Origin of the sequence: Psychrobacter glacincola (assembly GCF_904846075.1) — a bacterium.
Lineage (GTDB): Bacteria > Pseudomonadota > Gammaproteobacteria > Pseudomonadales > Moraxellaceae > Psychrobacter > Psychrobacter glacincola_C.
On record NZ_CAJGZH010000002.1, the window covers coordinates 1,082,631 to 1,105,789 of the forward strand.

Sequence of the window (23,159 nt, forward strand, 5' to 3'; positions counted from 1 at the left end):
TGCTACTTGCCAGCGTAAGTAGCACTTTTTTTATTTTCACCAATCCATATTCTGCTTGTAAATAAGCCCGACTTATAAATACTTAACGATTTTTTAAGCAAATTTTATCATTTACCGCTACTACTAAGGTGGTAGTGCTCTGCTCATGTTAGCGGATAGCAAGAGGGCGATGGCTTACTTAAAATAATACCATCGAAAAACATTTACAGCTTGGGCAAAGGGTTGTTTTTACCACGCCATTCAGCTTTAGATACCCCATAGGCAATAATACAGAGGATAGCGAAATGAGCCATTTACTCGACCAATTCCGTTTTTTTAAACGTAAAAAGGGCGAATTCTCCGATGGGCATGGTGAGACGCGCGATGAGTCTCGTGACTGGGAAAATGTGTATCGTAGCCGTTGGCAGTATGACAAAATCGTGCGTTCAACGCATGGGGTCAACTGTACCGGCTCTTGCTCATGGAAAATTTACGTAAAAAATGGCTTGGTCACATGGGAGACGCAGCAAACTGACTATCCTGAAACCCGTCCAGACTTACCAAACCACGAACCGCGTGGCTGTCCTCGTGGCGCAAGCTACAGCTGGTACATGTATTCAGCGAACCGTGTGAAATACCCTAAAGTACGTAAGCCGCTTCTAAAATTATGGCGTGAAGCCAAAGCGCAGTATCCTGATCCAGTCGATGCTTGGGGCAGTATCGTCCAAGACCCTATCAAAGCAGAACAGTATAAATCTAAGCGCGGTTTGGGCGGTTTTATTCGCTCAACGTGGGCGGAAGTTAATGAAATTATCGCTGCTAGTAATGTCTATACCGCCAAAACTTTCGGTCCTGATCGTATCGTTGGTTTCTCTCCGATTCCTGCGATGTCGATGGTCAGTTACGCGGCAGGCAGTCGCTATTTATCACTTATCGGTGGTGTTTGCTTGTCATTCTATGACTGGTATTGTGACTTACCACCAGCCTCGCCAATGGTTTGGGGTGAGCAAACCGACGTGCCAGAATCAGCCGATTGGTACAACTCTGATTATATTATTGCCTGGGGTTCAAACGTTCCGCAAACGCGTACACCAGACGCGCATTTCTTTACCGAAGTTCGTTATAAAGGCACTAAGACAGTCTCCATCACCCCTGATTATGCTGAGGTTTCTAAGTTAACTGACTTATGGTTGAACCCAAAACAAGGTACTGACGCGGCTGTTGCGCAAGCATTCTGTCATGTCATTATCAAAGAATTTTATCTTAAGCAGCCAAGTGACTATTTCTTAGATTACGCCAAACGCTATACCGATTTACCAGTTCTTGTGATGCTAGAAGGTGAAGAAGGCGCACGCCGTGCTGGTCGCTATCTACGCGCTTCTGACTTAATCAATAATTTAGGTCAAGAAAACAATCCTGAATGGAAAACCATCGGTCTAAATAGTGATGGTGAACTGGTATCTCCACTCGGCTCGATTGGCTATCGTTGGGGCGAAAAAGGCAAATGGAACCTTGAGCAAAAAAATGGTACGACAGGCGCAGAGATTGACCTAACGCTGACTTTGAAAGACAGTAATGAGACCTGCAAAGTCGGCTTTGATTACTTTGGTCATGTGGATCATCCACATTTCACCTCGGTACCGGGCGAAGCAATACAGCAAAAAACCGTTCCTTGTAAAACCATTACCCTTGCCGATGGCAGCACCGCTATCGTCGCGACCGTCTTTGATTTAACCGTTGCCAACCTTGGCGTGGATAATGGTGTTGGCGGCGAGCATGTCACTGATGACTATAACGATGCAACCGTACCGGGCACGCCTGCTTGGCAAGAAGTCATCACCGGTCTAAGCCGTGAGCGCGTCATTCAAGTCGCGCGTGAATTCGCTGAAAACGCCCATAAGACTCATGGTAAATCGATGATTATCATCGGCGCGGGTATGAACCACTGGTATCACCTAGACATGAACTATCGCGGCGTGATTAACATGCTCATGCTGTGTGGCTGTATCGGTAAATCTGGCGGCGGCTGGGCACATTATGTTGGTCAAGAAAAACTACGCCCTCAAACGGGCTGGTTACCATTAGCCTTTGCGCTTGATTGGCATCGTCCACCGCGTCATATGAACGGCACGAGCTTCTTCTACAGTCACAGCTCACAGTGGCGTCACGAAACCATTTCTGCCCATGAGATACTCTCGCCTCTCGTCGATAAAAAGTTCTTCCCTGAGCATATGCTTGATTACAACATTCAAGCAGAACGCGCAGGCTGGTTGCCTTCAGCACCACAACTCAACCGTAACCCACTGACCATCGCTGCCAAAGCCAAAGAAAGTGGCAAAGGTGTGGAAGAATATGTGGTCGATTCTCTCGAAGATGGCAGCTTACGCTTTGCTTGTGAATCACCTGATAACCCAGCCAACTTCCCTCGCAACATGTTTATCTGGCGCTCAAACCTATTGGGCTCATCAGGTAAAGGTCATGAATATATGCTGCATTATTTCTTGGGTACCAAAAACGGCTTGCTCAATAAAGAAAATGCAGAAGGTCACCTGCAACCAAAAGAAGTCGATTGGGTAGAAAAAGGACCGACTGGTAAATTAGACTTGGTTGTCACCCTAGATTTCCGCATGTCTTCCACCTGTTTGTATTCTGACATCGTACTACCGACTGCAACTTGGTACGAAAAAGATGACATGAATACCTCAGACATGCATCCATTCATTCACCCATTAACCGCCGCGACTGACCCTGCGTGGGAATCTAAGACCGATTGGGAAATTTATAAAGGCATTGCCAAGAGCTTCTCTGAAGTATCAAAAGGTCATTTAGGTGTTGAAACTGACGTTGTCACCTTGCCAATGCAACATGACACCCCGGGTGAGTTAGCACAGCCATTTGGTGGCACTGACTGGAAAACGGCTGGCGAAAAACCTGTACCGGGTAAAAACTGCCCGATGATTAAAGTGGTTGAGCGTGACTATCCGAGCACTTATAAAAAGTTCACTTCTATGGGTCCTGCCTTAGAAAAACTGGGCAATGGCTCAAAAGGCTTGAATTGGGATATGAAAACCGAGGTCAAACAGCTTGGTGATTTAAACCACCGCGTGACTGAAACGGGTATCTCTGAAGGCAGACCACGTCTCAATACAGCCATTAATGCTTCTGAGATGATCTTGATGCTCGCGCCTGAGACCAATGGTCATGTCGCCGTAAAAGGCTGGGCTGCACTCTCTGAGTTCACCGGTCGCGACCATACTCATCTTGCCAAATCTAGCGAGCACGAAAAAATCCGCTTTAAAGATATCGTTGCGCAGCCACGTAAAATCATCTCAAGCCCAACATGGTCAGGTATTGAGTCGGATCAGGTCAGTTATAACGCGGGTTATACCAACGTCCATGAGCTGATTCCATGGCGTACGATTACTGGTCGTCAGCAGTTTTATCAAGACCATCCTTGGATGCAGGCGTTTGGTGAGCAAATGCAGCAGTATCGTCCACCTATCGATACCAAGACCACTGAGCTGCTCAAAGACGCTAAGCCAAATGGCAATAAAGAGATTGTACTGAACTTCTTAACACCGCACCAAAAATGGGGCATCCACAGTACCTACTCTGAAAACTTACTCATGCTGACCCTAAGTCGCGGTGGACCTTGTGTCTGGATGTCAGAAGTCGATGCCCAAAAAGCCGGCATCGTCGATAACGATTGGATTGAGCTGTTCAATGCTAATGGGGCAATCACTGCCCGTGCCATCGTCAGCCAAAGGGTGAAAGAAGGCATGACCATGATGTATCACGCCCAAGAAAAATTGGTCAACATTCCAGGCTCTGAGCAAACAGGCACGCGTGGCGGTATCCATAACTCGGTCACTCGGACGATTTTGAAACCGACGCATATGATTGGCAGCTACGCCCAGCAGTCTTATGGCTTTAACTACTATGGCACCGTCGGTTGTAACCGTGATGAATTTGTTGTGATTCGTAAAATGTCAAAAATCGACTGGCTAGAAGATAAGCCAGATAACGAATTGCCACGTCCATTACCAACCAGCATTGAAGGGTAAAGCTGTTTCTTCTATCGAAAAGATATCCTGATTTCAGGATATCTAGGAAGAACATAAAGCTGCTTTTTTACTATTATTTGGAGCACAGATCCATGAAAATTCGTTCGCAAGTCGGCATGGTGCTTAACCTTGATAAATGTATCGGTTGTCACACCTGCTCAGTCACCTGTAAAAACGTCTGGACCAGCCGTGAAGGTATGGAATATGCGTGGTTTAACAACGTTGAGTCAAAACCCGGTATCGGCTATCCCAAAGAGTGGGAGAACCAAACCAAATGGAAAGGCGGTTGGATACGTAATGCCAATGGCACTATCAATCCGCGTATCGGTGGTAAGTTCAGAGTACTCGCCAATATCTTTGCCAACCCTGACCTACCAGAGATTGATGACTATTACGAGCCGTTTGATTTCGATTATCAGCATTTACATACTGCGCCTATCAGCAACCATCAACCTATCGCCCGCCCGCGCTCAGCCATTACTGGCAAACGTATGCAAAAGATTGAATGGGGTCCTAACTGGGAAGAAATCCTTGGCTCAGAGTTTGAAAAACGTCGCAAAGATAAGAACTTTGACAATATTCAAGCGGAGATTTATGGCGAGTACGAAAACACCTTTATGATGTATTTGCCACGTCTGTGCGAGCATTGCTTGAACCCAACTTGTGTGGCGTCATGCCCAAGTGGCGCGATTTATAAGCGTGAAGAAGACGGCATTGTCTTGATTGACCAAGAAAAATGTCGCGGCTGGCGCATGTGTATCTCAGGCTGCCCGTATAAAAAGATTTACTACAACTGGAAGTCGGGGAAATCTGAAAAATGCATCTTCTGTTATCCACGTATTGAAGCTGGCTTGCCGACCGTTTGTTCAGAAACCTGTGTTGGTCGTATCCGCTACTTGGGCGTACTGCTTTATGACGCGGACAAAATCGCTGAAGCAGCAAGCACACCTAACGAGCAAGACCTTTATCAAGCACAGTTAGACGTATTTTTAGATCCAAATGACCCTGCTGTTATCGCCCAAGCATTAAAAGACGGTGTACCGCAATCGGTCATTGATTCAGCCCAGCGCTCACCAGTTTATAAGCTGGCGATGGATTGGAAGCTTGCGCTACCACTACATCCTGAATACCGCACGCTGCCGATGGTTTGGTATGTGCCGCCATTATCACCGATTCAAAATGCTGCTGAAGCAGGCAAAGTCGGTATGGATGGCTTGATTCCAGATGTCGACAGTTTACGTATTCCACTGCGCTATTTAGCAAACATGCTTACCGCAGGCGATGAAGAGCCAGTTCGTCTAGCATTGAAGCGCCTACTTGCTATGCGTAGCTACAAGCGTATGCAATTGGTCGAAAAACAAGAAGTCCAAAGTATTTTGGATGATGTGGGTTTGACCAAGCTGCAAGTGGAAGAGATGTACCGCTACTTGGCTATCGCCAACTACGAAGATCGCTTTGTGATTCCAACGGCGCATCGTGAAGAAGCATTGAGTGATGCATTCGCTGAGCGTAATGGTTGCGGATTCACCTTTGGCGAAGGCTGTTCAGGACATTCGGACAATAGCATGTTTGGACAACGCAAAACCAATCGCCGCGATTTCATCGATACTGTCCAAAAGTGGGAGTCATAAGATGCAAACTACTCAACTCAATAACAGCACTTCAGTGCATGAGCCAATTAATTCAGCGATTGAGTCGCCGATGATTGGCGCTTCAGACTTAAAGCTACTCAAGGTACTCAGCCTACTTATCGACTATCCAAGTAATGAGCTGTTTTTAGGCGATACCTTAGCTGATTGCACAGAGATTGTTGCCAGATCAACGCTGATTAGCCCAGAAGTACGGACGCAAATCATCGACTTGATCGAAGATTTAATCGATACCGGCTCTCTTGAGGCGCAAGCGCGTTATGACGGTCTGTTTGAGCGCGGGCGTTCTTTATCACTATGGTTGTTTGAGCATGTACATGGCGAATCGCGCGACCGTGGTCAAGCGATGGTCGATTTGATGGGTCAATATCAAGAAGCGGGCTTTGAAATTAGCGTCAAAGAGCTGCCTGATTATCTGCCTTTATATCTTGAATTTTTAGCGTATCAAGCAACCATTATTGAAGACGACATTCAAATTCGTATGGATATCGCTGATGTTAGCCATATCCTCGCTTTGCTTGCCGCCAGATTAGAGGGTCGCGGTAGCTTGTATAAAGGCTGCTTCAATGCGCTATTGCAAATCGCTGGTAAACCGCTCGATATCGTTGAAGAGTACCAAGAAAAAATCAGCAAAGAAAAGCGTGATGACAGCTTTGAGGCATTAGACAAAGAATGGGAAGAAGAAGTGGTGACGTTTTTGGATGCGCAACAAGAAGAGCGCTGCCCGTCACAGACAAATACCCAAAATCTTGCAGCAAAAGCTGGTATAAAAAATGCCTCTGCTACAAATGCGGTCGATGCTCCAGTGCACTGGGTAGATTTTAAAACCAACCAGCCGGTTAAATCATAATAAGGAGAAAGGACATGAATATCGCAGATCCTAGTGTGCAGTCTTTAGCCAACCTAAACTGGCTACAAATTTTCCTTTTTGGCGTTTATCCGTATGTGGCATTGACCATCGCTATCATTGGTACTTGGGTACGTTTTGATTTATCTCAGTATTCATGGAAGACAGGCTCGACGCAGATGCTTAGAAGCAAAAACATGCGCCTTGCCAGCAACTTATTCCACGTTGGCATTATCGTGGTGCTCCTCGGTCATTTATTTGGTATGTTGACGCCGCATTTTCTTTATGACAGATTTATCAGCGCTGGGCATAAGCAGATATTAGCGGTGGTCGTTGGGGGTATCGCAGGGGTATTTTGTTGGTTCGGTTTGGTCATGCTCATGTGGCGACGCTTTACCGATGACCGTATCTCAAACACCTCATCATTCTCAGACAAACTGGTACTGGTGCTGTTATTTATCCAGCTGAACTTGGGTCTGCTGTCCATCTTTACGTCAGTGAAGCATTTAGATGGCTATACCATGATGAATTTGGCAGGCTGGGCACAGGACATCACAATTTTAAGACCTTTGCAGGCAGCGGCGCGCATTGAGCAAACTGACTTAATTTATCAGCTGCATATGGCGCTAGGCATCACCCTGATTGCGATATTTCCGTTTACACGGCTTATTCATATCATTAGCGCGCCAATTTGGTATTTCGGCCGTCGCTATCAAATTGTCAGACAAAAGAACTCTCAGTAAGGCTATAGAGCAGTATCTAAATGGAACGGCGTTTTTAACCCTATCCTCACCTAGATACTGCTCTTGACCCTACCTTTAACGATGAATCAACACGCCCTATATTTTAGAATTTCTATTACCAGAATCCTTAGTGGAGCAAAGCCATGACTGTCAGTACCTACAATCCAGCCGACCATGCGACCAACCAAAACGCTCATGTGCACAGTGGTAAACATCACAGCCATGGTAATGATAATCACAGTCACAGTCATGCCGATCACACCCCTACTGGTCGCGGTGATGATATTCTTAGAGTAATGCCAACCTTGTCTGATTTGCAAAAACCGCATTCTGACCAAGAGTTCATCGAAAAAGCAATGGCAGAAGAGCGAAGCAACCATAAAAATCTGATTGCCTCTAGCCGTGATGAGCTGCCTTCAGTGACGGTCAATGGGGTGATGATAGATAGAACCAATATCGCTCAAGAGCTGCAATATCATCCAGCAGAAAACAAAGAAGACGCCGTCTTTTTAGCGACGCAAGCGTTAGTAGTGCGCGAATTACTGAGATTGGCGATTTTAGATGAGCCAAGCCTTAATGAAGCGGCATGGGAAAACGACGAAGAGCAAGCCATTTCTACTTTAATAGACAAAAACGTTCAAGCAACGATGCCAGATATGGCAACTTGTGAGCGCTATTATAAGCAGAATATGACTGACTTTAAGACTGATCCCATCATGACTGTACGCCATATTTTATTGGCATGCCCGCCTGAAGATGGCGATGAGCGCTTAAAACTTAAAAAGACCGCTTACGAGTTTATTGAACAAATTAAAAATAACGCCAATCCTGATGCCGAGTTTATCCAGTTAGCACGCCAGCATTCTGCTTGCCCTTCAAAAGAGCAAGGTGGCGAACTGGGTGTGATTAGCAAAGGTCAAACCGTACCAGAATTTGAAGGTGTATTATTTAAGCTAGATAAAGGACTTGCGCCAAGCCCTATCGAAAGCCGTTACGGTTTTCATATCGTTGAGGTGCTCAATAAGGAACCTGGGATACAGATGACTTATGAGCAAGTCAGCCCTGCGATCCATAATAAACTGAGCCAACAAGCCTTTCACCAATCATTATGCGACTACTTGTTTACCTTAGCGCATGAAGCTGATATCCAAGGTATCGAGATGACGCTTGAGCAAGAAAATATCTTCCGTGGCTAAGCAGTCCGCTGTCGGTCACTTAATTCTTATGTTATAAAGTAGCTGCTATGGTATAAAGGTTCTTGTGATACAACACACTTTTTTTGCTATGTGTCGTTCAATATCAATAACACAGTTCAATATTAATAAAATGAGTAGACGTTTATGATTACGGTTGCAGAGCTAATCTCTGAAATACAGCAGCGCATAGAAACTTATAATACTAACGACTATCCGCTACATAAAAGAGACGTCGCAAGTTACGATTTATTAGACAGCCGTCATCATATATTGGCAGAAGATATCGTATCGCCCTTTGCGATACCAAGGCAAAACCTATCGGCGATGGATGGTTATGCGATTGCTAAAGACAGCACACTCTCAGCAGACAGCACGATTGATATCGTCGGTGAATCACAAGCAGGCAGTCCTTATAGTGGCGATATTTCAGCAGGACAAGGAGTGCGTATTTTTACCGGTGCGGTCGTTCCTGATAGCTGCGATACGGTCATCATGCAAGAAAATACCAACTTTGCCGCCATAAAAGGCAGCATTGATAAATCACAGCCTTATACTATTACCCTCAGTCAAGACGCTAAGTATGATGACAATATCCGTAAACAAGGCGAAGAAATTGAAGTTGGTGAAGCGGTTCTATTAAAGGGTAAACGCCTAAATCCTGCTGATATTAGCTTATTGGCTAATTTGGGCTTTGGTCAAGTGACGGTATATCAGCCTTTAATCGTTGGTGTACTCGCAACAGGTGATGAGCTAGTGGCGATTGGCAATGAGCTTACCAGTTTGGCGCAAATCTATAACTCGAACACGCCGACTCTAAAAAGCCTGCTCGCTGATTTGCCCGTCACTATTCGTGATTATGGCATTATCCCAGATGACTTAGATAAAACCACCACTGCCGTAACCCAAGCGATGCAAGAGTGCGATGTCCTTATCTCCACGGCTGGGGTATCGGTTGGCGACTATGATTTTTTAACCACGGTTATTGGGCAGCTTGGGCAGATTAACCACTATAAAGTTGCGATGAAACCCGGTAAGCCATTTGTCTTTGGCGAGCTGACTAAAGATCTTGCCAAGCCCGTGCTATATTTTGGCTTGCCCGGCAATCCGCTATCGACCATCGTTGGTAGTCTGCAATTTGTCATTCCAGCCTTGTGGCAAATGGCAGGCGCTGCGCCACAAGAGCGACCTATGCAGTTAAGTCTCACTGCAACGCTTAAAAATGATGTCAAAAAATCAGCGGGGCGTATGGATTTTCAAAGAGGCATATTGTCCCAAAACGAACTTGGCGATTTCCAAGTTGAAAGCTTTAGCAAGCAACAATCGCATCGTATCAAACAACTAAGCCATGCCAATTGTTTTATTGTCTTGGCACAAGATTCTGGCAATGTAGCCGCTGGTGAAACCGTAAAAGCGCAGCCTTTCCCTTGGTTGCATAGCTAAAAAACAGCTAAACAACAGCTAAATAATTGAATCATTAATAACGGTATAGCTAAAAAGCTGCATGGCTAATCAATGGTATAAAGCGTTACACAGTTAATCATTCTTTATACTGTTGATTAGCCATGAATCATGAGAAACTGCTTGGGGCGTATGTTGATTTTAAAAATCATAACCAAATAGCATCTACTACTTTAGTGGTAGTTTTTGGGTCACTTACGGTGAATGGTTATTTGCTAGCAAGCTGTCATAATCGTGTTTAAATAGAACTTCCCACTCACAACCTGAGGCAACGCCTAAAAGTACACACTATACTTAATATTAATGGTAATCATCTATGAACCATCTTGCCCCTACCCTAGGTAATGCGCAATTGTATTCGCCTGCCGCTGCACCCGTTATTTTTGATGGTGACTCATCATCGAACGTTGCATCGAAAGCTGCTAGCACGTCGACGTATTTTCCGGTCACGCTCTCTCAACCGTTAACCGATGGTTTCGCACGACGTCTCACCTATTTGCGTCTATCGATTACTGATTTCTGTAATTTTCGCTGTGAATATTGCCTGCCAGATGGCTATCAAGGCAAACCACCACAAAACGAGCTTAGTGTTACTGAAATTGCCACGTTAATCCGCGGATTTGCCGAAGTTGGTACTAAAAAAGTCAGGATTACAGGCGGTGAACCCTCTATACGCCGTGATGTGGTCGATATTATTAAAACCATCAAAAACACTGAAGGTATAGAAACCGTTGCCATGACCAGCAATGGTTATAAGCTTGGTAAGCACTTAGCTAGTTGGCAAGCGGCTGGACTGAATCAGCTTAATATCAGTATGGACAGCTTTGATGCCGCAACCTTCCATAAAATGACTGGCTTTGATATGTTGCCGCAGCTCTTGGCTGACATGGATACCTTACTGGCAACCACAGATATTAAGCTAAAAATAAACAGTATTTTAATGGCTGAGACTGCTTTTGAAAATTTGATGAATGCCATTGAATACATCAAAAACAGAGCGGTCACTTATCGCTTTATTGAATTTATGCAGACCAGTGATAATAGCGATTTATTTTTTGCGCAGCATGCACAGTCCGATATTATTACCAATTACTTATTAAAAAATAGCTGGCAAACTCATATACGTGGCAGCAACGATGGACCAGCGATAGAATACAGCCATCCAGATTATCAAGGGCGTATTGGCATGATTGCCCCTTATGCTGCTCATTTTTGTGATAGCTGCAATCGCTTGCGGGTCAGTAGTCAAGGCAAGGTTCATTTGTGCTTGTTTGACCAAGGTAATTACGATATTCGTCAGCATCTAGCACACGATGATGTCGCAGGACTTGTTAATACCCTCCATAGCTTTATGCCAATCAAACCTGAACATCATCATCTTCACGAATCAAACAGCGGCATGATGAATAATTTGTCGATGATTGGTGGATAAAATCAATAATGTATCAATAATAAAAACTTTTATTTCCATAACAAGCGTATTTATTAAGGATTATTCATGAGTAAGCTGCAAGCACCCTTTACCCCGCTTAATATCGCCATCTTAACGGTTTCTGATAGTCGTACTCTTGCAGAAGATACCTCAGGGCAGTATTTGGTTGACCAACTGACCACAGCAGGACACCAACTTGCCGATCGTCAGCTGATTATTGATGATATTTATAAAATCAGAGCCGTCATCAGCGGTTGGATTGCCGACCCAAATGTGCACGCTATTATCACCACTGGCGGTACTGGCTTTTATATCCGAGACAGTATGCCAGAGGCGGTCAGCGTATTATTTGATAAATCGGTTGATGGTTTTGGTGAAATGTTCCGCTTAATCTCAAAAGACGATATCGGCATGTCTACCATCCAATCTCGCGCTGTGGCTGGTATGGCAAATGGCACGGGCATTTTTTGCTTACCCGGCTCATCAGGCGCTTGCCGCACTGCTTGGGAAGGTATCTTACAAGAGCAGCTCGATAGCCGCACGCGTCCTTGTAACTTTGTGCCGCACTTTATGCGCACCAACCCAGGTCACGATTGATTCATGGTCGATGTTGCAGATAGATTAATCGAAGTAGATAAATGCAATCGCTTAGTAGGTATCGTAATTTTGGCGGGCGGCGCGTCCAAACGTATGGGATCGCCAAAAGCTGAGCTTATCTTACCAACAGGTGAACGTTTACTTGATTATCATGTTAGACAAGCGCTTGAATTGAGTGCTGCGATGAAAAGCAATATACCTATTATGATTGCGGATAATGGACGTGGCTTTACCATTGATCCAAATTTGATGAAGAAACATCCAAAATTGCCAATTTTCCATATTGCTGACTATCTTTCGGTTCACAATGTTTTGGTTAAAAATGCTTCTAGCAATGAACTTTCTAGTAGCCATAATAAACCGATTGAAACAGGCGGCGCGTTGGTAGCGATTGAGTCAGCGTTGCAAGCATTAAAGAGTTTGGCAAGTTCAAACCAATTAACAAAAGAAGCAAGCTGGCAGCAATCTTGGTTGATGGTTATCAGCTGTGACAGTTTAATTCCTGTCACCGATTTATGGCAAAAACTGCAACCTTATATGACGAAAAATCCTGATAAAACTGTCATTTGCCTAACCGATGACAGCCATTTACATCCATTATTAGGTTTATATCGTTTAAGTATTGAACCTGATTTAAAGGATTATATTGACGATGGACAGCGGCAAGTGATGAAGTTTATTAAGCCGCTTGTGCAGCCCGTCCCTTTCGCAAGAGATTGGCAGTATTTGACCAATTTTAATACGCCTAAAGATTTTGAGCATGCCTGTTTAGCTTTAAACGACTTATAAAAAGGTTTATTGAGAGAAGCTGACCATCTGATAAAAACTGGCCATTTAAGAGAAATGAAAATGAATAGCGACCAAGTAAACAACAATAATAAAAACAATCAATCCGGCTTATCCCATCTAGATAGCGACGGTGATATCACCATGGTTGATGTGAGTGGCAAAACGCCCACCACCAGAGAAGCACATGCAAGCGGACAAGTGGTTTTTCCTGCAGACATTTATACGCAAATCAAAGCCGCGGACGGTATGACCAAAAAAGGCAGCATCACCCAAACTGCTCATATCGCTGGCATTATGGCAGCCAAACGCACCCATGACTTGATTCCACTTTGCCATACTCTGCCCTTAGATAAAATCAGCTTAAGCTTTACATACGATGATGACCAGAACAGTATCACTGTGACTGCTACCGTCAAAGTCACCCATAAAACTGGGGTAGAAATGGAAGCATTAACCGCTGTCAGTGTCGCTTGCTTGACCATTTATGACATGACCAAAGCCATCTCGCATGACATTGTGATTGATAATATTCATTTAATGAAAAAAACCGGCGGTAAGTCCGACTATCAACATGCTTAAATTGGCTTTATGCATATCATTTACAAAAAGCTTAGTAATGAATAAATAATGGAGATTTCTATGAGCACTTTAGTAGAAAGCAATACAAATTCTAAGCTAGACACCACGATGAATATTAACGTCTTATATTTCGCTAGCTTAGCTGATGAAGCCGATTGTCATGAAGAAACAATCACTGTGCCTCAGTCGACTTCATTGACCGAACTGTACGAACAACTACGCCAAAAACATCGCTTCAGTCGTCCGCAGTCGGAGCTACGCGTGGCGGTCAATGACTATTTTGCCAAGTGGACAGATGAGATTTATGAGGGTGATAGTGTGGTTTTTATCACCCCAGTGGCTGGTGGTTAAAACCACACTATCATTTGCATCACTAAGAATCTTAAAAACAATAAGAGAAAAGGTATATGACAGACAATGTACACGGTCAATCGATGAGCATTAAACGTACCATTGATGAGGCGTACCTCATCGCTGAACGTGATGGTTTTGCGCTGTTAGATACTGATATTGATGAAAATCGTCTTAAAAGCACCCTTGATAATGACAGTTGCGGCGCGTTTGTCTGCTTTGAAGGACGGGTACGCAATCACAATAATGCCAGTAGCGTCAATCGTTTGACTTATTATGGCTACGAAGATCTTGCCATCAATCAAGGTCGCGCCATTATTGAAGAAGCCAAAAAGCGCTTTGAGATTACCCATGCCATTGCCATCCATCGTATCGGTGCATTAGAAATTGGTGATGTCGCTATTTGGGTTGGCGTCGTCTCAGCGCATCGCTATCCTGCCTTTGATGCTTGTCGCTGGATATTGGATACTATTAAAGCCGACATTCCAGTTTGGAAGCAAGAATATTACCAAGACGATTCATCTAAGTGGCTTAGTAATAATGGGTAATAATGCGCTTCAAATGACTACTTAAAGCGATAGCTAACCTTTAGCAATAACAGTGAGCGACACTGGCGAGCAATAATAAGAAGGTTTTATAATAATGATTAAACTAATAACAATATCATCAGCTTGCTTAGTGTTAACGCTAACCGCTTGTAGCAAAGAGCAAACCACTCAGCCAGTCCAATCAGATGTCGATAACACCACTGAGCAAAGTCAAACACTGCGCATCGCAGCGGCTGCCAACTTATCAGATGTATTGCCTGAGATTATTGCTGCTTATCAAGCGGATAAAACCCCGCCTGCACAAGCGATTGACGTGACTTATGCCTCTTCAGGTAAGTTATATGCGCAGATTACCTCTGGCGCACCTTACGATATATTTTTATCCGCCAATCAAGAATTTCCTGCCAAGCTTGCCACAGAAAAACTAGATAACGTAAAATCTGCTGACGAAGCAACCCACGAGCCCTTTACTTATACCCAAGGTCAGCTGGCACTTTATAGTGTTAACAAATCCCTTAAAGGACTCAATACTACTACTTTAAATGCATTATTGATGTCTGAATCTGATAGCAAAATCACCATTGCCAATCCAGAACTCGCCCCTTATGGCAAGTCGGCACAAGCGTACCTGCAATCACAAAATATCTTTGACACGCTCACTGAGCAAAGTCGTATTATTCAAGCTGAAAATATCGGGCAAGCGTTTCAATATGCGCACACTGGCAATGTCGATTATGGCTTTGTCGCTCAATCACAACTGACAGCGATTAAAGCCACGCCTGAGCAGTTCTATACGTTGGCGCCAGACGCTTATCCCCCTATTTTGCAAGACGGGTTGGTAATTAGTGATACTACTGCCGCGACCGATTTTTCAAACTATCTGCGCTCACCTACTGGACAGCAGTATTTTTCTGACGCAGGTTATCTCGCTATAGATTAAGACAACTTTGATAAAAAATGCGCTTTAGCGGTTCTCATCTGAGCGTTTGATACTGTCTGGACTGGCATCATAAATAGCCTCTAATTCTTCTGTTGTCAGATAGCGCTCAACGATAGGAAACAATTCTCGTTCTTCAAAACGAATATGATCGTATAGCAAGGTGGCGAGTTTTTTGACTTGTCCAACGGTGACGTGATTGCTTTGAGAGTGCGGCAAATCTTGAACCTCTGCCATGAATGCATGCAGGGACTTGTGCTGCGCATCAAGTGTATTTAGTACCGATGCCACCTCAGGCTTGGAGCTGCTATGAGGCTGTAAGGCATGAGCCATTAGATTGTCTTCAATCTGAAAATGCTGTTGCATCTCGTTAATATAAGACGTGATATTTAGCCAATGCTCGGCAATTGCGTTAGGTTCATCAGCACACTCTTTAGCATGGCGAGATAGATTTAGACCTAGATGATGTTGACGAGATAATGGTTGTAATTGTGCGGCGCGTTTCATGATTAAGTACCTCAGTTAATCGACATAAAGCCCTATGTCAGTGGCATTTAAGGATGTTTATCTATGCTTAACTATATACTCATACTACACTTGTTAGGCGCTACTGTCTGGACAGGTGGGCATCTGATTTTGACCTTGGTGGTCTTACCAAAAGCGCTATCATCCCGAAATATTGATGGTCTGATGCAATTTGAGCAGCTGTTTGAGAGGGTTGGAATGACAGCTTTGGTGCTGCAAATAATCACTGGACTTTGGATGGCCTACCAGCTATTACCCAACATTGCTGCATGGTTTAAACTTGATAATGATTTTAGTATTCTTATTAGTCTCAAATTACTATTATTGCTAATGACTGTTCTGGTTGCCCTGCACGCTCGTTTCTATCGAATACCCAGATTGTCTATTCACACCCTGAAAGGATTTTCAATCAATATCATATTGGTCACTTTGTTTTCTGCCGCCTTTGTTGTCGTTGGTACGCTCTTTCGCACAGGATTAAATTAGGATGTGTCATCGTTTAGGTTATTAGGGTCTGTTGAACATTCGACTACGGCACTGACAGTGACTATTTTTTAGTCGATTTTAGATTAAAAATATCTAGTTTAGTCGTTCTAAGCGGATGTTTTTAATGACGAAGCGGCAAAAAAGAGTCCTGTCTCTTTGAGCTGATGTTAAAATCGCTTCATACTGTGTTGCAAGTCTAGCTAAGGCACGAGCATTATCTTCAATTTGCGCCTTGTCTGAAACGATTTGATCAATCAGCAGTGCCTATTTGTGAATGTTCAACAGACCCTAATATGTCCTAATATTTTATTGAATTCAACTATCTTAACATCTTCTTAACAGCGTACTTGTTACTGTAAGGCATTACACTCCTTACCATCCTGTTGAGAAGTACTTGTATGTCAATATCTCAAGCCGCCAAAATCGCTGCGCCCAAAGCCAATAAAAAAAGCCGCTCCCTAAGTAAGCTTTATAATCGCGAGATTAATCTCAATCATCTGATCATAGTCGTTGCTCTGTACTTAGTAGCGTCGGCGAATATTGGCTTTTTTGAGCAAGCACTCAGCGTTTATCCATTTAGCACAAACGCGGGCTTTATTTTTTCCATCATAGGCTTATTATTTGGGCTGATATGGTTGGTGTTATCACTGCTGTGTTATCGCTCAACAGCAAAAGTAGTGCTTATCATAATGGTGCTGATTGCAGCTATCTGTGGTTACTTTACCGACGCCTACGGGACGATATTTAATCGTGATATGCTCATTAACGGCTTACAAACCGATCAAGCAGAAGCCATGGGATTGATGGCACCCAGTCTATTTATTCGCCTATTTTTACTAGGTATAGTGCCTGCTTTTATGATTGGTAACATTCGTCTAAAGCGGTTGTCTTGGCAACGAGCGGTCCTTCAAAAATCAGTCACCCTATTATTATCTATCGTATTGATAGCGGTGTGTCTGGTGCCATTTGGTGACCAATACGCCAGCTTTTTTCGCCAGCACAAAATAGTCCGTAGTTATGTCAATCCTATTACTCCTGTTTATTCTGTCATCAAACTGGGTACTGATTATATCGCTGAGCGCCGTCGTCCCGATACGCTAATCCCTCATGCCACAGATGCAAAGCGTAGCATTTCTTTTAACACTAGCAACACTAGCAACAGCGCTGTAAAACCTAAGTTGATGGTATTTGTCGTCGGTGAAACCGTTCGCGCTGACCATATTGGCTTAAACGGTTATGCGCGCAACACCACGCCTTTGCTTTCAAAACAATCAGACATCTACAGTTTTAAAGACGCCTCGTCATGCGGCACATCCACCGCCTATTCAGTACCCTGCATGTTTAGCTACGCCAATAGAAAAACTTATGACCCTGATAGCGCTAGCTATAATGAAAACGTGCTCGATACGCTACATAAGCAAGGCGTCAATGTCGTTTGGCGAGACAATAACTCTAGCGCCAAAGGGGTGGCTGACCGCGTAACTTTTGAGGATTATAAAACAGCCGCGCTCAATCCAGATTGTGATATTGAGTGTCGAGACATAGGCATGCTTGATGGTTTTGATAAACTGGTTAAGTCAGGCAGCTCACAGAAAGAGACACCTAAAGACACACTTGTTTTGCTGCATCAAATGGGCAATCATGGACCCGCTTATTTTAAGCGTTACCCTAAAGATTTTGCAGAATATCAGCCCGTCTGTATGACCAATGAGCTATCAAAATGCGACAACCAATCGGTTATCAATGGTTATGACAATGCCATTCGTTATACAGATTATTTTTTAAATAGCGTGATCGACATCTTAAAACCTTATGAGCAAGATTATGAGGTGGTGATGGTATATATTAGTGATCATGGAGAAAGTTTGGGCGAAAACAATATTTACTTGCATGGTCTGCCATACGCTATTGCGCCAAATGCTCAAAAGCACGTGCCAGTGATTATTTGGTCACCGAATGGCAACGGCATGGATAGCAGCACTATTGCTAAGACTAGCCTAGCTAACATGATTGATCAGCCCGTATCACATGATTTTATTACGCCAACCTTGCTTCAGTTTTTTGGTATCACCACTGACGAAACCAAAGCAGCACCCACCTTTTTTAAAGTGGCTAATTGAACTCTTTATCATCGCTCCGCCTTTTTAGGTAATAATACTCATGTACAAGATACTCATCATTGAAGACAATCCCGATATCGTCGCCAATATTTATGCTTTTTTTGAGCCGAAAGGCTTTGAGCTAGACAATGCCCATAATGGCATTAGTGGCTTAGCGCTCGCATCGAATAATCGATATGACGTCATCTTGTTAGATGTCATGCTGCCGGGTATGGACGGCACTAAACTGTGCAAAAAGCTCAGGGAAGAGCTGCATGACAAAACGCCAGTATTGATGCTGACCGCTCGCGATACGATTTTAGATAAAGTGGCAGGATTCGATAGTGGCGCTGACGATTATCTGGTTAAGCCTTTCTCATTGGTGGAATTAGAATCTCGTATTAAGGCTCTCATACGCCGATATAAAGATGATCATTTTGAGCATGGTTTAACTGTTGGCACATTGTCTTTAAATCATAGTGAGCATACGATTACACGTGAAGGTAAGTCGCTAAAACTCACACCCACAGGCTTCAAAATACTACATACCTTAATGAGCGCCGCGCCGCGCGTGGTTAGCAAAACCGAGCTGGAAGAAAAAGTATGGGGCGAAGACATACCAAGCAGTGATGCACTGCGCACTCACATGCATGGGGTCCGTGCGCAGGTAGATAAGCCGTTCGATAAAATCATGATAGTCACGTTGCCCGGTGTCGGTTATCAGATTATTGATCCTGATAAAGCCTAAAAAACAATCGTCTGATGTCCTTATTTGACTCTCAACGTCTTTCATATCGTCTTTCACAACGAAGTAAATACCATGTTTAATATCGACTCCATCGCCAATAAGTTTCGACTCTCCTACTTGTTATTTGCCCTATTACTGTGTGCCACTTTCGTCAGTATTTTTATGTATGCCGAAGTCAGAATGGAGCCACAGCTGGTCAAAGCTCGCTTATTGCAACAGTTAGAGCTTAGCCAAGAAAAAGAAGGCGATCAGCCTATTTATACCGCTGAACCGGGTATTAAAATTTATCGCTTCGATAACGCACCGAGCAATCTGCAAAAACTGGCCACCCAAACCGTACAAGAGATGCCCGTCACTGTCACCACTAAAAATGGTCAATCGACGACAGAGTTACATTTTTTTAATTATAAAAAAGACAAAGAAAACTACATTTTAACTTACTTAGAAAATACTGAAATGGTGATGGGGAATTACCCTGTTTTGGCCATATTTGAGCATTTAGAAGACATATTTGCCAACGCCCTAAAAGTAGCAGTCATTTTGAGCTTATTGATTGCAGCGATATTTTCATCGCTGTCCTCCAAGCAAATCATTAAACCTTTATTAGACTTAAAGCAAGCCGTAGAAACAGATCATCACAACTTGACGGAATTGACGCATCTGCCCTCCGAGGTTGGCGTGTTAGCACGCGCAATCGATGAAAAAAACCACAAACTTGAGCAGTACCTCAAACGCGAGCAGCTATTTACTGGTGATGTCAGTCACGAGCTGCGCACGCCTTTGACGATTATCATGGGGGCATCAGAAGTATTGTCCTCACAACTAGAAAACGACCCTCACTTGAGCGCATTTGCCACTCGTATCAGTACGACCGCCAAAGAAACCTCGGAGATTATCAGCGCCTTATTATTGCTGTCTCGTGCTCCTGAAAAACTGGATGCACCGCCAACGTCTATCAATGACATCGCGTTAAATGAAGTACATCGCTTAAATTACTTGCTTCGCCATAAGTCAGTCACTTGTAAAATAGTCGCAGAACAGCTGTATGTCGCACACGTACGACCTGAACTGCTAAAAATGGCACTGGGTAATTTGATAAAAAATGCGTTTCAGTACACCGATGAGGGTGAGGTCATCATCACTATCGATGCTGAAAAAATCACCGTCACTGATACTGGTCTAGGTATTCCTGAGGTGATGATGCCGCTGCTATATGAGAGATTTGAGCGTCTAGAGCAGCATTATAAAGACATCTCATTGGATACAGAATCGTCATCGGCAGCTGACGCCCATTATCCAGCAGAAGGCACAGGCTTGGGACTCAGTATCGTACAGCGCATCATGACACATATGGGCTGGCAGCTTACCCATCAAGTCAATCCGTTAGGTGGCAGTACCTTTATCATCAATTATCATTAGAGCAGATCTCTATTTTAAAAAAGCTTAACGTTTTCTTAATGCCTACCCGCTTATACTTAGGGCATATTGAACATTCGACCATGATTAAATGATTAACATTTATCGCATACCTTGATATTAATAGACTGTGAAGCATTTGACATGAATAAAGCAAATCCTATTAATCTTGAAAACCAGTCGGCCAGTCGTGGGGTTTTAAGCCCAATAACAGGCAAAAAACAACTGCTACCCCATAGCTATGCCAGTGAAGCCAAGGGTAAAACAGGATTTTACCGTATTATAAAAGCCGCTGGTTACTCTCTGGACGGCTTTAAAGCAGCTTACAAATTTGAGGCGGCTTTTCGACAAGTATTTTGGCTCAATCTCATATTATTCATGGCTATTATATTGTGCCCTTTCACTATCAGCATCAAAATGCTGCTGGTCGTTGCTTCTTTCTTATCATTAATCGTCGAACTCATTAACACGGGAATCGAAGCCAGTGTCGATCACACATCGACCGCCAAGCATCCACTGGCAAAGATAGCCAAAGATGTTGGCTCTGCGGCACAATTTTTGGCATTACTGCTGCTATTTATCTTGTGGATGATGGCATTATTGAGTGTTGTATTTTGAAAACATATTCAGCCAATGGAGTCTGGCTTAAACTCCTATGTTTAACCATCATAGCGACACTGCTGTTTGAGCACAGCCAATTAGACATTCGTATTAGTGAGCTTTTTTACACTAATGGATACTGGCTACTAGAAAAAGGCACACAACCTTTTGCCTTTATTTTTTATGACTTGCCTAAATTGCTACTCATCTTGCTTGGCATTTATCTTATAGCCGCTCTAATCCTGAGACATAAACAGGATTCAGATATCAATCTGGCAATAAAAAGTGCTCAGTACAATAAACGGCTCACGCCTTTATCCACGCGTGAAATAAGTTATCTACTGCTTGTTTTAATTGCCGTTCCCAGTATGATTGCGCTACTCAAAGGTGTCACTCATGTCAGTTGCCCCAATCATTTAATACTGTTTGGTGGCGACTTGCCTTATCTAAATATTTGGCAAAATATAGTCGCTAACACGCCTGCCAAGTGCTTCCCAGCGGCTCATGCCAGTGCCGGATTTTCTCTATATGGCTTGGCCTTTTTACCCACTCTGCATCAGTATCGCTATAGAATATTTGAAATAGTCACGGTCGTAGGATGGACGATGGGACTGTATAAAATGCTGTTTGGTGATCACTTTTTTAGTCATACATTGGTATCGATGCTACTGTCATTGACCATAACCTGCGCACTTGCAACGCTATTTTTTAAATATCCAGTAGCGAATAAAGCCAACAGTATCAATGCTAATGGCAAAAAAACTGATGCGGCAAGCTTTCAAAAATCGTCGAAAACCCAATCTTAACTGTTGAATAATAGCCAAATTAACAATGATACCCTTATGAAAATAAAGCTACTAAGCATTTGATAAATAATGTATAAATAGTTATTGCTGACTGACTTAATATTGAGTAACAGCATGGATTGCGCTCGTCGACGACGTTCTTTATTTATCAATAGCCCGCAAAGGAATGTAGCTATGAGCATCCTATCTTTTATTCTACAAAGATCACATCTCTACCCTTTACTGACATTGGCACTGACACTGCCATTATTAATAATAAGCGCTGCACATAGCAGCCATGCCGCCAGTTATACCATCAATCCTGCTGGCACCCATGTGCGCTTTGCCATTGAACGCTTCCAATCCCCTGCCACTGCGGGCGGCTTTTATAATGTCCAAGGTCAACTGCAATATGACTCAAGTTTAAAAACTGGCAATATCTCCTTGGTCATTCCGATCAGCTCTCTAAATACGGGAAATAAAGCATTTAACCAGACTTTGACAGGCCCTAGATTCTTTGATATGCAGCGCTTTCCGTTGGCACGCTTTGATTCTAACAAATGGTATTTTAGCCAAGACAAATCACGCCCAATGGTCACAAAAGTAGACGGTCATCTAACGCTGCATGGCGAAACCCATCCTATTAGCTTAACAGCGACTAAGTTTGACTGTTATCTACACGCCATGCTCAAAAAAGATATTTGTGGTGGGGATTTTACGGCGATGATTGATCGCACCAAATGGAATATCGATAAATATGCGTGGTTTGGCGTCACTAAAAACCTTCATTTAAACATTCAGGTCGAGGCAACCAAACAGTAGCAGTCCTTATCAGCATTAATTTTATGACATTAATTTTTATAGCACTGTTTTTTTAGAGCCTATCCTCATTTTAAAAGTGGGCTAAAAATAGCTAAACGTGCTGAGGCGGTACGGAATACGTGCCAACTACGTGAGCCACCATGTCGCGAGAGCCTTCAGAATAAAGCGCAACCTCGCCAACGATTAGCGTGCGACCTACTTTTATCAACGTACACTCAGCGATAATACGTGCTTCTGCTGAGGGTTTGCGCAAAAAGTTAATGGTCAAGCTCGTCGTCACTGTTAATGGCACAATACCTATTTTACCAAGTATCGCCACATAGAGAGCCACATCAGCGATGCTCATCAATACTGGTCCAGAGACCGTACCACCGGGACGCAATTCATTGATACCAATATCGTGTGATAAGGTCGAGCGATTGTCACCGACTGACTCGATGACACATTTAGTTTGTGGAAATTCCAACGCCATAAAGGCGACAATTTCTTCTTTTGTTGCAGACATATCC

General features: G+C 43.5%; 22 protein-coding genes. 20 read left to right on the forward strand and 2 right to left on the reverse strand.

Annotated features, from left to right (window positions below; translation table 11 throughout):
• Window positions 1-284: 284 nt before the first annotated feature.
• The 13 genes from JMW85_RS10680 (at window position 285) to modA (ending at window position 15,172) form a co-directional block, all read left to right on the forward strand.
• A complete protein-coding gene (locus tag JMW85_RS10680) occupies window positions 285-4,043 on the forward strand; it encodes a nitrate reductase subunit alpha (RefSeq protein WP_201581732.1) in 3,759 nt (1,252 codons plus the stop codon).
• A gap of 92 nt (window positions 4,044-4,135) precedes the next feature.
• Window positions 4,136-5,674, forward strand: a complete 1,539-nt coding sequence (gene narH / locus JMW85_RS10685; RefSeq protein ID WP_055125087.1) for a nitrate reductase subunit beta — start codon at window positions 4,136-4,138, stop codon at window positions 5,672-5,674.
• Window positions 5,675-5,744: 70 nt separating this feature from the next.
• Window positions 5,745-6,542, forward strand: coding sequence for a nitrate reductase molybdenum cofactor assembly chaperone (gene narJ, locus JMW85_RS10690; RefSeq protein WP_201555114.1), 798 nt, complete (start codon window positions 5,745-5,747; stop codon window positions 6,540-6,542).
• 14 nt (window positions 6,543-6,556) lie between these two features.
• Window positions 6,557-7,282: a respiratory nitrate reductase subunit gamma gene (gene narI / locus JMW85_RS10695; protein ID WP_045447153.1), complete on the forward strand. Its 726-nt coding sequence runs from the start codon at window positions 6,557-6,559 to the stop codon at window positions 7,280-7,282.
• A gap of 296 nt (window positions 7,283-7,578) precedes the next feature.
• Complete coding sequence (locus JMW85_RS10700; RefSeq protein WP_374220460.1) at window positions 7,579-8,478, forward strand: peptidylprolyl isomerase; 900 nt, start codon at window positions 7,579-7,581, stop codon at window positions 8,476-8,478.
• Window positions 8,479-8,622: 144 nt separating this feature from the next.
• Window positions 8,623-9,918, forward strand: coding sequence for a molybdopterin molybdotransferase MoeA (locus JMW85_RS10705; RefSeq protein WP_201581734.1), 1,296 nt, complete (start codon window positions 8,623-8,625; stop codon window positions 9,916-9,918).
• A gap of 334 nt (window positions 9,919-10,252) precedes the next feature.
• Window positions 10,253-11,368: a GTP 3',8-cyclase MoaA gene (gene moaA / locus JMW85_RS10710; RefSeq protein ID WP_201581735.1), complete on the forward strand. Its 1,116-nt coding sequence runs from the start codon at window positions 10,253-10,255 to the stop codon at window positions 11,366-11,368.
• Window positions 11,369-11,434: 66 nt separating this feature from the next.
• On the forward strand, window positions 11,435-11,965 hold the full coding sequence (gene moaB / locus JMW85_RS10715) for a molybdenum cofactor biosynthesis protein B (protein ID WP_201581736.1): 531 nt from the start codon (window positions 11,435-11,437) through the stop codon (window positions 11,963-11,965).
• A 3-nt stretch (window positions 11,966-11,968) separates the two neighbouring features.
• Window positions 11,969-12,754 carry a molybdenum cofactor guanylyltransferase gene (mobA, locus tag JMW85_RS10720; RefSeq protein WP_201581737.1) on the forward strand — a complete coding sequence of 262 codons (786 nt, stop codon included), beginning with the start codon at window positions 11,969-11,971 and terminating at the stop codon, window positions 12,752-12,754.
• Between the two features lie 60 nt (window positions 12,755-12,814).
• Window positions 12,815-13,333, forward strand: a complete 519-nt coding sequence (gene moaC / locus JMW85_RS10725) for a cyclic pyranopterin monophosphate synthase MoaC (protein ID WP_201581738.1) — start codon at window positions 12,815-12,817, stop codon at window positions 13,331-13,333.
• Between the two features lie 60 nt (window positions 13,334-13,393).
• A complete protein-coding gene (locus JMW85_RS10730) occupies window positions 13,394-13,684 on the forward strand; it encodes a MoaD/ThiS family protein (protein ID WP_045455098.1) in 291 nt (96 codons plus the stop codon).
• Between the two features lie 56 nt (window positions 13,685-13,740).
• A complete protein-coding gene (locus JMW85_RS10735) occupies window positions 13,741-14,232 on the forward strand; it encodes a molybdenum cofactor biosynthesis protein MoaE (RefSeq protein WP_109589626.1) in 492 nt (163 codons plus the stop codon).
• A gap of 94 nt (window positions 14,233-14,326) precedes the next feature.
• Window positions 14,327-15,172, forward strand: coding sequence for a molybdate ABC transporter substrate-binding protein (gene modA / locus JMW85_RS10740; protein ID WP_201581739.1), 846 nt, complete (start codon window positions 14,327-14,329; stop codon window positions 15,170-15,172).
• Window positions 15,173-15,196: 24 nt separating this feature from the next.
• On the opposite strand, the gene JMW85_RS10745 is transcribed toward modA, so the two are convergent.
• Window positions 15,197-15,676 carry a hemerythrin domain-containing protein gene (locus JMW85_RS10745; RefSeq protein ID WP_201581740.1) on the reverse strand — a complete coding sequence of 160 codons (480 nt, stop codon included), beginning with the start codon at window positions 15,674-15,676 and terminating at the stop codon, window positions 15,197-15,199.
• 63 nt (window positions 15,677-15,739) lie between these two features.
• Between JMW85_RS10745 and JMW85_RS10750 the strand changes: the two genes are divergently transcribed.
• The 7 genes from JMW85_RS10750 (at window position 15,740) to JMW85_RS10780 (ending at window position 22,650) form a co-directional block, all read left to right on the forward strand.
• Entirely contained in the window at window positions 15,740-16,180 is a 441-nt protein-coding gene (locus JMW85_RS10750) for a CopD family protein (RefSeq protein ID WP_201581741.1), read from the forward strand.
• Between the two features lie 398 nt (window positions 16,181-16,578).
• Window positions 16,579-18,300, forward strand: a complete 1,722-nt coding sequence (locus tag JMW85_RS10755; RefSeq protein WP_201581742.1) for a phosphoethanolamine transferase — start codon at window positions 16,579-16,581, stop codon at window positions 18,298-18,300.
• 40 nt (window positions 18,301-18,340) lie between these two features.
• Entirely contained in the window at window positions 18,341-19,027 is a 687-nt protein-coding gene (locus JMW85_RS10760; protein WP_087814480.1) for a response regulator transcription factor, read from the forward strand.
• Window positions 19,028-19,099: 72 nt separating this feature from the next.
• A complete protein-coding gene (locus JMW85_RS10765; protein ID WP_201581743.1) occupies window positions 19,100-20,446 on the forward strand; it encodes a sensor histidine kinase in 1,347 nt (448 codons plus the stop codon).
• A 141-nt stretch (window positions 20,447-20,587) separates the two neighbouring features.
• Window positions 20,588-21,061 (forward strand): diacylglycerol kinase, encoded by a 474-nt coding sequence (locus JMW85_RS10770; protein WP_201581744.1) that lies wholly within the window; start codon window positions 20,588-20,590, stop codon window positions 21,059-21,061.
• Entirely contained in the window at window positions 21,058-21,849 is a 792-nt protein-coding gene (locus JMW85_RS10775; protein WP_227681798.1) for a PAP2 family lipid A phosphatase, read from the forward strand. Before JMW85_RS10770 ends, JMW85_RS10775 begins: the two co-directional genes overlap by 4 nt.
• A 174-nt stretch (window positions 21,850-22,023) precedes the next feature.
• The gene (locus JMW85_RS10780; RefSeq protein ID WP_201581745.1) at window positions 22,024-22,650 is read left to right on the forward strand and encodes a YceI family protein; all 627 of its coding nucleotides are present in this window, start codon (window positions 22,024-22,026) and stop codon (window positions 22,648-22,650) included.
• 91 nt (window positions 22,651-22,741) lie between these two features.
• On the opposite strand, the gene JMW85_RS10785 is transcribed toward JMW85_RS10780, so the two are convergent.
• Window positions 22,742-23,155, reverse strand: a complete 414-nt coding sequence (locus JMW85_RS10785; RefSeq protein WP_201581746.1) for a PaaI family thioesterase — start codon at window positions 23,153-23,155, stop codon at window positions 22,742-22,744.
• Between the last annotated feature and the right edge of the window lie 4 nt (window positions 23,156-23,159).